Origin of the sequence: Flavobacterium arundinis, from assembly GCF_038289855.1 — a bacterium.
Taxonomy (GTDB): Bacteria; Bacteroidota; Bacteroidia; order Flavobacteriales; family Flavobacteriaceae; genus Flavobacterium; species Flavobacterium arundinis.
In genome coordinates this window covers 175927-188989 of record NZ_JBBYHR010000011.1, presented here as the reverse complement: position 1 = coordinate 188989, position 13063 = coordinate 175927, and the positions used below count along the sequence as shown (strand labels likewise).

Annotated in this window: 7 protein-coding genes and 1 pseudogene; 4 read left to right on the top strand and 4 right to left on the bottom strand. The window is 43.9% G+C overall.

Annotated features, from left to right (window positions below; genetic code table 11):
• Together AAEO56_RS19315 and AAEO56_RS17760 are read right to left on the bottom strand one after the other, a co-directional pair.
• Window positions 1–107, bottom strand: a pseudogene (locus AAEO56_RS19315) (PorP/SprF family type IX secretion system membrane protein); the annotation flags it as partial.
• A 168-nt stretch (window positions 108–275) separates the two neighbouring features.
• Window positions 276–7580 carry a fibronectin type III domain-containing protein gene (locus AAEO56_RS17760; protein WP_341698419.1) on the bottom strand — a complete coding sequence of 2435 codons (7305 nt, stop codon included), beginning with the start codon at window positions 7578–7580 and terminating at the stop codon, window positions 276–278.
• Between the two features lie 172 nt (window positions 7581–7752).
• Here AAEO56_RS17760 and hflX point away from each other — a divergent pair, with 172 nt between their 5' ends.
• The 3 genes from hflX to AAEO56_RS17745 all read left to right on the top strand — a co-directional run bounded on the left by hflX (window position 7753) and on the right by AAEO56_RS17745 (window position 11005).
• Window positions 7753–8988, top strand: a complete 1236-nt coding sequence (gene hflX, locus AAEO56_RS17755) for a GTPase HflX (protein WP_341698418.1) — start codon at window positions 7753–7755, stop codon at window positions 8986–8988.
• 101 nt (window positions 8989–9089) lie between these two features.
• On the top strand, window positions 9090–9680 hold the full coding sequence (locus AAEO56_RS17750; RefSeq protein ID WP_341698417.1) for a TetR/AcrR family transcriptional regulator: 591 nt from the start codon (window positions 9090–9092) through the stop codon (window positions 9678–9680).
• A 38-nt stretch (window positions 9681–9718) separates the two neighbouring features.
• Window positions 9719–11005, top strand: coding sequence for an MFS transporter (locus tag AAEO56_RS17745; RefSeq protein WP_341698416.1), 1287 nt, complete (start codon window positions 9719–9721; stop codon window positions 11003–11005).
• Between the two features lie 184 nt (window positions 11006–11189).
• On the opposite strand, the gene AAEO56_RS17740 is transcribed toward AAEO56_RS17745, so the two are convergent.
• Window positions 11190–12077: a DUF3078 domain-containing protein gene (locus AAEO56_RS17740; RefSeq protein WP_341698415.1), complete on the bottom strand. Its 888-nt coding sequence runs from the start codon at window positions 12075–12077 to the stop codon at window positions 11190–11192.
• Window positions 12078–12112: 35 nt separating this feature from the next.
• Window positions 12113–12622, bottom strand: coding sequence for a DUF2480 family protein (locus AAEO56_RS17735; protein WP_341698414.1), 510 nt, complete (start codon window positions 12620–12622; stop codon window positions 12113–12115).
• Window positions 12623–12790: 168 nt separating this feature from the next.
• Here AAEO56_RS17735 and AAEO56_RS17730 point away from each other — a divergent pair, with 168 nt between their 5' ends.
• Window positions 12791–13057, top strand: a complete 267-nt coding sequence (locus tag AAEO56_RS17730) for a hypothetical protein (RefSeq protein WP_341698413.1) — start codon at window positions 12791–12793, stop codon at window positions 13055–13057.
• The last annotated feature ends 6 nt before the right edge of the window (window positions 13058–13063 follow it).

The window sequence follows — 13063 nt, the reverse complement described above, 5'->3', positions numbered from 1 at the left end:
ATCACGTTCATGTTGTACATGTACTGCGTGTAGTGCGGGTCCTGCTGGGCGCTCGCGTCCAACAGCCCTCCTAGAGCTAATAATGCTGCAAGGTAAAATTTCTTCATGTGTGTGGTTTTCTAATTAACCTATTTACTTTCTAATTAATCAACTTCAAAGCAAATAAATTTTTTTGAATTTAATATGAATTTTATGAAATGTTTATGCTAAGATACAGTATTTACTGAATAACAAAAATATTCCCCCGCTTTTCGCGGGGGAAATACCTGTTAAAATTAGTTTATCTGCCTGTTGATATAAACCCAGCCAGTCTTACTCTCACCGTTGGTACGCTCAATCATATAGAAGTAAGTACCCGTCGGAAGCTCATCGCCACCGCTGGTTTGTCCTATCCACTGATTAGTATATCCATTACCGCGAGTATAAACTTCCTGTCCGTAACGGTTAAAGATGCTTATCTTCCTTACGTCAAGTGCAGTCAGGTCAAAGCTGTCATTTTTACCATCATTGTTCGGCGAGATACCTCTCGGAACATCACAAGCTGTATCGTCAACAACAACATCAGTATCCAGAGCACATTCATTGTTATTCCTAGGAATTACAGTAAGATGGTATGTATCCGGTTCTGTTACACGTATTTTAGACTCTGTGCCTATTTGTGTTCCTGCACCATCCGTCCAAACAAAATCAACCGTGTCAGCTGTATAAACTTCATCATTATCAAAAGTCACTTCCAGCATAAAAGAGCCTCCTTCACAACCCTGTAGTACTGCTACAACCGGGATAGAAGTAACCGTAACAGTTGCCGTTGCAGAAACAGCTGGACACTCTGTAGTACCAGGGATCGTATTGGTTACTGTATAAGTACCAGGGGTACTTCCGGCAAGGTCAATTGTACCTGTACTGCCATTAATTACTAATCCTGTAGTAGACGTGAATGTACCGGCACCGCCATCTAAAATTGGAGATGGGTTAGCCGCATCCTGGCAGTATGCAAGAGCGCCGTAGGCAAACGTAGCTATTGGCGCAGGGTTAATCACTATAGTAACACTATTAGTCACAACACCACATCCGTTAGCAGCTGCTATCGTATTGGTAACGATATAAGTGCCTTCTGTACTTGTACCAGGAGTTATTACACCCGTTGCAGAATTAATAGTTAGTCCTGCTACATCGGTAGTAAATGTTCCTGCTATTGCGCCTGTATTAAATGTAGGAGACTGTGTTCCGCCAGCATTCTGGCAAACCGCCGCAACTTCATACGTAAATGATGCTGAAGGTAATGCTGTAATCACAACTGTTGCAGTTGCAGTTACTTCAGAACATCCGTTGCCTGCAGCAATAGTATAAGTTACAGTATGTGTACCCGGGCTACTCGCAGCAAGGTTGATATCACCTGTTGCAGCATCGACAGAAATTCCTGCATCTCCGGTATAAGTACCGCCTGCATCGCCTGTAAACGTTACAGAAGCAGTACCGGCATCAGCACAATATGGTGAGGCGTTATAAGCAATCGTAGCTACCGGCAGTGCATTTATTACTACTGAAGTTGTAACCGATAATGGCCCACATGCTGCAGTTGCCGCAACAGTATATGTTACTGTATACGTTCCAACTGTACTTGCCGCAAGATCGATATCACCTGTAGCAGCATTTATAACAAGGCCTGGATCAGAGGTATAAGTACCACCTGTAGATCCGGTTTGAGTTACAGTGGCAGTGCCACCATTAGAGCAGTAAGGAGTAGCTGCATAAGCGATCGTTGCTTCTGGAGCCGCTTCTACTACTACTTGTGCTGTAGTTGTAAATTCAGGACAAGAAGTCGTAGCAGCAATAGTATACGTTACCGTATATGTTCCCGGTGTGCTCGAAGCAAGGGTAATTTCACCTGTAACAGCATCTATAGAAAGCGCTGCATCGGATGAATAAGTACCTCCTGTATCACCTGTTTGTGTAACTGTAGCTGTGCCACCATTAGTACAATAAGGAACTGTACCATAGCTAATCGTTGCGCTTGCCAGTACGTTTATAGTTACCTCTGTTGTAACTGCAAGTTCAGCACATGCTGTAGTTGCAGGAAGGGTATAGGTCACCGTATAAGTGCCCGCCGTACTTCCCTGAAGGTCTATTTCTCCCGTAACAGGATCTATATCCAGTCCGGCTGTAGAAGTATATGTACCACCTGCTGCACCTGTTTGCGTAACAGTTGCTGCCGTACCACTTGTACAATAAGGAGAGCTGGCATAAGCAATTGTTGCCTCCGGCGCAGCTTCTATTACTACCTGTGTTGTAGTAGTAAACTCAGGACATAATGAAGTGGCCGCTATTGTATACGTTACTGTATAAGTACCCGGCGTGCTCGAAACAAGAGTAATATCACCTGTTGCAGCATCAATAGTAAGGCCTGTAGTTGATGAATATGTACCACTCGTATCTCCTGTATTTGTAACCGCAGCTGTTCCGCTATTTGTACAATATGGAGAGTTTGCATAGCTAATAGTAGCCGTTGGTGTCGCATTAACTGTAATTGTAATTGCAACAACATCAAAACAGGTATCTACTTCAATATTATTCACTCTTGCGTAGATAACAGTTGAAGACGTTACAAAAGGTGTGCTAACATCTATTGCGCCAACACCGTTAGTCGCATCTGCTGATGTCGGGTAGTAAGTTACATCATATTCTGCAGGAGCAAGTGTTCCAAGAACATCATCATTTAGCGTTGTAAGGTCTACAGAAGTTGAACCTCCGTTACCACAATATGTAACTGCTACATCCGTAAGATTTATTTCAGGTCCAAGCGCCACAATTACATCATCGGTAATAGGATCTGTGTTTGCAGCATTTGGAACAGTAACCACAACGGTATACGTATGGTATCCAGGCTCTGTTATCAAAATTGTTTGCGTCAAACTTGTAGTGGAAACAATGGTTGGTGTGAACGGAGTTGTAGAGCCATCCATAAACCACTGGTAAGACGGTCCCTGGCCGTTGCCTGGGGTAGTAACACTAGCTGTAATTGTAGTATTAGGCTGTCCGCAAAGTATTTTGTCCGGGCCTAAAGCAACATTATAAAGAATATCACAGTCAGTAGTACCTGTACTTGAATCAAGCTGTTGCAACTGAATTTGTCCCTGGTCACCATCAAAGTTGGTTATAAGAACCGCATAGATCTCACCTTCCTGTGCATTCGGGACAGTAAAGGTCTCAATAGCTGCAGTTGAGTAACTACAGTCAATTATGTTTCCAAAAGGATAGAAGTTAGACCCAACATTGCTGAATGGACAAGTAGGACAGTCTACCAGGTCAATCTGTGCACATGCCTGTGTAAGCGATGTAAACGGCCCGAAGGCTGCAAAGTCAACGTCAAGTCCGGTACCGATAGCATTACCATTATTGTCAAATTGTGTGTTTTGAACAAGTCGGAAATCCAGTTGCCCTGTCTCATCTACCTGAAGGTAATACCAAACCGGATTTGGTGTCGAACCAAGACAAGCTACTTCTCCGTAACCTGAATCAAAGCCCTGTCCAAAAGTGTTATCAAAAATAATAGATGAGTTGGTTGTTCCGCAGAATGGCTCCGCATCAACAATAGAAACATCTGTAGTTGTAAAACTACCCTGAGCCCAAGAGCTGAGTTCGTTAGGATCGCTGCATAGCGCTCTGACATAGAACGTGTAGCTGGTGTTAGTATTAAGGCCTTCCGCTATGTACGACGTTGTATCGATAGTTGTACCGCTGGTAGGTGCAGGAGCACTTGTCGGAAGCAAAGCATATTCCCACTCTGTTTCGTCACTGCCAGGCTCCCATTCTATGTTTGCAGACGTTGATGAAACGCAGTTTACATTCAGGTCAAACGGTGGAGGACACGTAATAATGTTGATGTTGATGTTATCTATAGCACCCGGCTGCTGTGTACCGCCGCTACCATCATTTCTCCATTCGAAAATTATCCTTCTGATCGCAGCAGGGCCGGGAGTAGGAAGGTTGTAGTTTGATGTCGTCCATGTGTTGCTGCCCTGGTGGTTGCCTCCAAGCTGGACACCGCCACTGTTAGCTGCTGTAATTTGTGTTCCGGGTGTAGGTACGAAACTAATCGGTACAACCCATACCCTGATGTAGTCAAAGTTGTTTTCACCCTGGTTTCTCCAGTCAAATGATACGTTGATCATGCCTACCTCTGCCGGTACTATTACATCCCTGTACGCATGCACTACAGAAGTAGTGTTTATAACATAATTATGTGTTGTACCATTGGTATTGCTTATATATATTGAGTGTGTTGGCGAATTGCTTACCGCTGTGCCGTATACCCATTTATTGGTTTGCGTACCATTAGCTAAAGTCCATTGGTGGTTTGGATCTTCAAAATCCTGCGAATAGTTTAGCGTTGCAGGTATCTGTGGTGTAGTAAAGCTTAATGGCCCCACCCAAATACTGTTGCCGTCTGTGCTGCCACAGTTGCTCCTTACCCAGAAATAATATTGTGTAGAAGGGGTAAGTCCTAAAAGATCAACACCCGCAGGCGTTACGTTGCCGGTAGGCACAGTACCTGCTGTAGGAGCCGTGTTTGTCGTAGAATAATAATAGTCAAACGTTGGGCTTACAGATGTAGGTCCTGTCCATGTTACAGTAGCAGTATTCTCTGTCAATGGGCCTAATGCTAAATTCGTAGGCGATGGACATGTAATAATCGAGATATTAACATTGTCAATAGCTCCCGGCTGCTGTGTACCGGCGCTGGTATCGCTGGTCCATTCGAAGACAAGCCTTACCGTAGTGCCAGCATACGCTGCCGCGTTGATAATCCTGTTTTCTGTTGTCCAGTTATTGTTAAGTTGGTGATTGCCACCCAATTGAATACCGCCACTGTTGGCTACAGTTATTTGGGTTCCCGGTGTAGGCGTGTAGGTAACAGGCACTACCCATACCCTTATAAAGTCAAAGTTACTTTCACCCTGGTTCCTCCAGTCATATTGCAGCAGCACCTGGTCAAGCGGTGTTGGCAGCGCAATATCCCTATAAGCGTGAACAACCGAAGCATTGGATGTATTATAATGATGCGTTGTACCGTTAGTATCGCTTATATATAAGGAGTGTGTTGGAGAGTTGCTTACTGCGGTGCCATAGAACCATTTGTTGGTTTGGGTTCCGTTACTAAGCGTCCATTGGTAGTTTGGATCCTCAAAATCCATAGCATAATTGAGGGTTGCCGGTATTTGTGGCGTGGTGAAGCTCAACGGCCCTACCCATGCACTTGTTATACCGCCACCGCAATTGCTCCTTACCCAGAAATAGTAAGTGGTAGAAGGTGTTAGGCTGGTAAACGGTACTGTAGGTGTAGCAACGTTTCCTGTAGGAACTGTTCCTGCAACCGGGGCAGTATTGGTTGTACCAAATACATAGTCAAATGTAGGGCTAACCGATGTAGGGCCTGTCCAGTTAACAATAGCAGAGTTATTGGTAAGTGGCGTACCAAGTGCCACGTTTGTAGGAGACGGGCATGGTACAACTGATATATTAATATTATCAATTGCTCCCGGCTGCTGTGTACCTGCGCTTGTATCACTTGTCCACTCAAATACCAGCCTCATTACGGTGCCTGCATATGCTGTGGCATTAATGATTCGCGTGTCAGTTGTCCAGTTATTATTAAGCTGGAAGTTGGCTCCCAACTGAATGCGGCCTGCAGCCGCCGTTATCTGTGTACCAGGTGTAGGTGTAAAAGAAGCAGGTACTAACCACACCCTGATAAAGTCGAAATTACTTTCACCCTGATTCCTCCAGTCAAATTGTAACTGAAGCTGGTCAACTGGTGACGGTATAGCGAGGTCGCGGTAAGCATGAACAACCGAAGCATTGGATGTATTATAATGATGCGTTGTACCGTTAGTGTCGCTTATATATAAAGAGTGCGTCGGAGAATTACTCACCGCCGTACCGATAAACCATTTATTGGTTTGCGTACCGTTTGATGTCGCAAAACCACTGGTTCCTTCAAAATCCTGCACGTAAGGTATTGGCGCCGGTATTTGTGTTGTAGTAAACAAATACGGTCCTGCCCATGCGCTAAAGGTTCCATCTCCACATGCTGCCCTTACATAGTACTCATAATTCGTACCCTCTGCAAGCGGGCCTGCCTGATAGTTGGTATTTGTAGAAACATCCGTTCCTGCGCCAGCTGGTATGCCTGTGCCCGGTGCCTGTACTACTACCTGCCATGACGATGCGCCACCAGGGTTTGTCCAGGAAAGGTTTGCAGAATCTCCATCAATACCCGTTGTAGGAAGCCCTACAGGAGGTGCGCAGTTTACGCGTTGTATGGTCAACGTATATGGTGTAGACTGGGTTGTACCCGAAGTCGAGATCACAACATAATATGTTTGCCCTGCAGTTACTGCAAGGTTGATAGTAACAGGAGCTGGAGTAGCGCCAATGCCGCCTCCGGCAGCACAACCCACGCCTATATCGGCACAGTTGTTATAAATAAACATACCGGAATTAATTCCGTTATTAGTCATGCTAAAGTTGGCAGTACCTGTATAAGTTGGTGTATAAGCATATACAACCTCATCCCCATTAAGGTAATTGGCCGTTGTACCACATCCTGTAGAACCTACAGTACCTTCTATATCATCGCCAAAAAGGTTTGTATTTGAAGACTGTGTATAGGTATCTGTAGTTATAACAAGCGGTGAAGTACAGGTAGCACCCGGTACTACCGTTGCAAAATTGAATGGCCCCGCCCAGGCACTTGTAATACCGCCGGTGCAGGTTGCCCTTACATAATATTTATATTGCGTAGCAGGCTGCAATGGGTTGCCAGCGCTATCTGTTGTAGCTACATAAGACGATGGGGGTCCTGTATATGCGATCCCTGCTCCTGTAGGAGCAGATAATGCTCCAACAATATCAATTGTCCATTGTGTTGCGCCGCTTGGATTGGTCCAGTTAAGCGTAGCAGTGTTGGTACCGACATTTGTTGTAGGCAGGCCTGTCGGAGCAAGGCACTGTGATGCCACCACAACGTTATCAACCAGCCAGCGGTCGCCGTTATCACCATTCATCACAAAAGCAAGCGTTACAGTTTGCCCTACTGATGATCCAGGAAGAGTAACAATTTTTTCAAGGTAATCCGTCTGGAAAGGATCCGGATTAAGAGTAAGCTCGGTCCACGCCTGTACCTGGGTGTAATTTGCCGTTGTGCCGGCGTTAGTACCACCCACGTTTATCATGATGCGGTACGTGTTACCGTCATCACCCAATTGGGTAAGCCTTGACTGGAAATGCAGTTCCCCATTTGCGGGTACCGTAAAGGGTTTTGTAACCAACCAGTCTTCGGTTGTACCAGTTGCCACATTCTCTTTCTGGATGTAGGCCGCGTGGCCCGTTCCTCCATAAGACGGCGTAATTACACTGTGGGTAGCGACCGTCCACGCTTGTGAAGGCCCGGCAACATTTATCTGCTGCCACCCCGCCGGCAACGCATTGCCGTTGCTTTCAAAAGTTTCCAGGTCAAGTTGCGAATAACCGCACCATGACATCAGAAACATGAAAACAATGAAAGTAATTTTTTTCATAGTTATTTTAGGTTTAGGTAAAATTAATCCCCAAATTTAAAAAAATATAACTCGCGGTTAACATATACTTAAATTTTAACAAAATAAAAGTGTTTTGAGATTTTTTTCACGTAATCTACAAAAATTAAACATTTGGTTTCCGTAATTTTGTATTCCTTAAAAAAAGAGCGAAATGTTGGAAAAAGAAACAATTAATTTTGAAAAAACGGTTATAGCGGGTGTAATTACTCAAAACCAAAGTGAAGAAAAGCTCCGGGAATATCTTGATGAACTTGAATTTCTTACCTATACTGCCGGAGGCGAGGTAATTAAAAGGTTTAACCAAAAAATGGAGCGCCCCAATCCAAAAACGTTTTTGGGAACAGGGAAGATAGAGGAGATACACCTATATATTAAAGAGAATGATATTAAAACCATTATTTTTGATGATGAGCTCTCTCCTGCACAACAAAAGAACCTTACGAAAATACTGGATATTAAAGTACTTGACCGTACTAACCTCATCCTCGATATTTTTGCGCAGCGCGCCGAAACATCCTATGCACGCACACAGGTAGAACTGGCACAGTGCCAATACCTGCTGCCAAGGCTGTCCGGTATGTGGACCCACCTTGAACGCCAGCGTGGTGGTATTGGTATGCGTGGTCCCGGCGAAACAGAGATCGAGACCGACAGGCGTATCGTACGCGACCGTATTGCATTGTTGAAAGAAAAAATAAGAACTATTGATAAGCAAATGTCGGTACAGCGCAGCAACCGTGGCGCGTTAGTGCGCGTGGCACTCGTGGGCTATACTAACGTAGGCAAGTCTACCCTTATGAACGTTATAAGCAAAAGCGAAGTTTTTGTAGAGAACAAGCTGTTTGCAACGCTGGACACCACCGTTCGTAAAGTCGTAATAAAAAACCTTCCCTTCCTGCTCTCAGATACTGTAGGGTTCATCCGGAAACTGCCTACACAACTTGTAGATTCCTTTAAAAGTACTCTTGATGAAGTGCGCGAGGCCGACCTCCTGCTACATGTTGTTGATATTTCGCATCCCGAATTTGAAGACCATATCGAATCGGTAAACCAAATATTACAGGATATCAAAAGCGCCGATAAGCCCACTATAATGGTTTTCAATAAAATTGATGCCTACCAGCCGCTTACAATAGACAGCGACGACCTGACGACAGAGAAAACCAACCGACACAACACCCTTGAAGAATGGAAGGCTACCTGGATGGGCAATGTAGGCGAAAAAAATGCACTGTTCATCTCGGCCACAAACAAGGAAAACTTCGAGGAATTCAGGGAAAAGGTATATGAAGCAGTGAGGGCTATACATATTTCACGATTCCCTTATAACAACTTTTTGTATCCCGATTATAAGGAAAATACCGCTGAAGAAAAGGAGGAAGAATAGCCGCCCCAACCGCGCTATATTATGTTAGTGTGAATTTTTCCGGAAAAATTCATAACTAAACGAACATTCATTTATATTTGCCTGTAAATGAATGGGTAAGTATGCGCACACGTAATGCAGGCAAAGAAGATTTGGTTAAGCAAAAAGCCATAGTACTTTTGGTGAAAGAAGGTTTTCAGGGCTTTAGCATGAACAAGCTCGCCAGGGCATGCGGCATATCTGTGGCTACACTATACATTTACTACCAGGACAAGGATGACCTTATCCGCAAAGTAGGTGTAGAAATAGGCCAGGCCTTTTTTAGAGCAGCATTAAAAGATTTCGATCCCGATATGCCTTTTGCAGAAGGCCTACGCAAGCAATGGGACAACAGGATTGCTTTTGCCATGGAGCACCGAGAAGAGGCTGCCTGTTATGATGTTATCCGCCATTCGCCGCATGGCGAATATGTACTGGAGCAAAGTTTCGGGAATTTTAGCGAAACGATGGGTCGTTTTTGCCAGAATGCAGTAAAAAGAGGACAGTTAGTACCTTTGAGGCTGGAGGTTTTCTGGAGTATAGCCTACGGTCCGCTGTACAATATGCTCCAATTTGATGCAGAAGGCAAAAGTTTTGGGAACAGGCCATTTAAATTTAACAACGACATGAAAGAAGAAGCCTTTGCTATTGTAATAAAAGCACTTACACCCTAGTTCGATCATCAATCAATTCAATAAAAAAACGGATACCTATGGAACAACCCATTGCCACGCCGCTCTCAGGATACCAGAAATTTGTAATCTTTATCCTTGCCATTACGCAGTTTACCGTAATCCTCGATTTTATGGTGATGTCGCCACTTGGTGATATCCTTATGAAATCCCTGAAAATGGAACCCAGCCAGTTTGGCATCGCGGTTTCGGCGTATGCCTTTAGCGCCGGTGCCTCAGGATTGCTGACTGCCGGCTTTGCCGATAAATTTGACCGCAAAAAACTACTGGTGTTCTTTTATACCGGTTTTATTATCGGCACCATACTTTGCGGAATTGTCGACACCTATGAATTACTTGTAGCTGCCCGTATCTTCACCGGATTATTCGGGGGGGTTATCGGCTCCATTTCGATGGCTATTGTTGCCGATATTTTCGAAATACAACAGCGTGGCCGTGTTATGGGCTTCCTGCAGATGGGTTTCGGCGCCAGCCAGGTACTGGGAATCCCGATCGGGCTATACCTTGCCAATGCGTGGAACTGGCATACACCTTTCTTGTGGATCGGGGTCATGGCAGCAATAGTTGCTGTCCTGATCGCTGTAAAGCTAAAACCGGTCACAGCCCACCTTGCCATAAAGAGGGATAAGACCGCATTTAAGCACCTGTTGCATACGCTTATGAATAAAGATTACCGTATAGGATTTACAGCAACTGCCCTGCTATCTATAGGAGGGTTTATGATGATGCCTTTCGGGAGCGCATTCGCGATCAACAACCTGGGCATTACCAACCACCAGCTGCCTATGCTATTTATGGTAGCGGGCATCAGTACCCTTATAATCATGCCTTTTGTGGGGAAACTCAGCGATAAAATAGATAAGTTTAAGCTGTTCGCTATTGCCTGTATATGGATGATAGCTGTTGTATTGATATACACCAAATTAGAAACCACGCCGCTATGGTTAGTCATGGTATTCAACGTAATGATGATGATAGGCATCATGGGCAGGATGGTGCCCTCTACCGCACTGGTAACCGGTGTGCCCGAAATGCAGGACCGCGGCGCGTTTATGAGCATCAACTCTTCGCTGCAGCAAATAGCAGGCGGTATTGCCGCTGCGTTTGCAGGAACGATAGTTGTACAAAAGACACAGTATAGCCCATTAGAACATTATGACACCCTGGGTTATATCGTATCGGGTATTACGCTTATCAGTATCTTCTTAATGTACAGGGTAAGCCGAATGGTTAAGAGAAGAATGCAGTCGCCTACTGTACAGGCTGTAAAAACAGACGGTCCGGAAATATCTTTGAAGAAGATTTAAAAAACCTGTTTAATTAATCCCGGTTCAATATATCAAATGGGAGACGTTGAAATGCAACTTCTCTACATAGAGCATCGATCATATTAATGGGTCATGATAAAGCACCGTTGTAGAGACGTTGCATTGCAATGTCTAAGGTAAAGTTAAGATGTTCTCTTATGGGAATAACCTTTTGGATAAAGATTTAAAATCCGTAATTGGCCGCAACGCCAAATACCTGCCTCAACTGGAAGCCCCGGAAGGCATTATCGTCATAGATCGTCTGGAATGAAAGGTTTGTGGTCAGGTAACGGTTGATCCGCATCACGATGTTCAATTGGTAATCAATATCCACATTCTTAGTTTCCTCAAGGTAATTAGAATACAGGTTCAGGATATTTTCGAAAGTCACATTGGCAATAATATCCAGCTTGTAGTACATAGACGCATTGAAACCAAGCTCATAACGCATGGACTCACCTTCCTTAACACCAAAATAAGCTTCATCAGGCAACGTATATCCCTTATCCACAAAGGTAAATTTTGAAGTAGCCGGTGAGAGGTTTATCTTTAGGTTGTCGTCTTTTTTATAAAGCATACCCGGACCCACAAATAAATAGGCCGGCGAAAGGAAATTGGTATATTCCTCTCTCGTTTCTGCACCTTCTGTAGTCCTGTCATACAGATAACCTTTTGTAAACTGGGTTTTGAATCGGGCAAAAGCAGAATACGACCAGTGTTCGGTTATGCCCTTACCTACAACAGAATTGAACTCGAAGCGGTCATCGGTCTTTTTTGCGAAAGAACTGGTTTTGGTCTTTACGATACCATAGGACGCAATCACCTTGTTATCCCAGCTCCAGTCGCCTTTTTTGTAATTGAAATCATAATTGACCCCTACATTGCCCGAAATATTGTTCTCGCCCCCTGCAACCCAATTATCAAAAGTAGACTGGTTGAAAAGCAGTGAGGCATTTCCCTTTTTTGTCCATGGCCCAATGGTATCATTATCAGTGGCAACAGGGATGTCCTCCTGTGCATTAGCCGTTATAGCGCGGGCCATAAAAAGCACTCCAAATACGATTTTCTTCATAGTGTTTAGGTTTATGTGGCATTTAGGGGGATAAATTATTTCTTTTTATAAAGCGGTACCGAAGAGCATGCCTCCCCGAACATAATGCTCTTTGCGAAGGGCATCAATTTTTGTGCCGCTAACACATAGGCTTCCTGGGGGACCGGCTTGCGCGAGCATCCTTTTATAATAACAGGCTTACCTGTATATTCGGTATAATCCAGTGCGTCAAGGATTTCCTGGTACACAAGTATATTGATGTCTTCAATTTTACCCTGCACTATTTTTTTTGCAAACGGTTGCAGGTATATCGTTATGAGCATGTAGGCCCAAGCGGGCACAATAGCATCGGTGCTGCATTGTAATGCGATAAACTTACCGCTGTATTGCTGCCAATCGTGGTTTTTCAGCGCCTCGCGGAATTCCTTTTCACGCAGCACAAAGCCTTCCCAAAGCCAGCCGGATATATCGAGCGCTGCCCGCTCCCCGTCGGGATAGTAATCCTCAAGGTCGAATACCTGTAGGACACTGCCGGCAACACGGTTTATTATTTCCTGTTCTTCCATTGTCGTTTCAAACTTTATCCAAAGGTAATGAAAGTTTAAATCTTACTTTTAAACTTTATAAATCATTTTCTTTATCCAATATAGTATAGACAAATGATAGATTTCTAAATTTCATACTTACTTAGTTAACAGAAAATTATAATTTTAACAAGATTAAAACTTATAATTATGAAGAAAAAAATTTTGTTTATTTCCTTTATTTTAACTTCTCTGGTAGTTAATGCAGATCCGTGCACGCAAACGTGTTATGAATATGGCAAGAAGTATAAGCATGTTTATACATGGCCAAATCCTGATCCATCTGGCGATGGCCCTTGTGGCGATCCCAAAAAAGGAACTAAAGTTAGTTGGAAAATGTATATAAAAAATGATGAAGGAATATACATTCAGTATGGTAAGGCTGTTGATATTGATGAAAGTAATATGCACTGTTAACTTAAA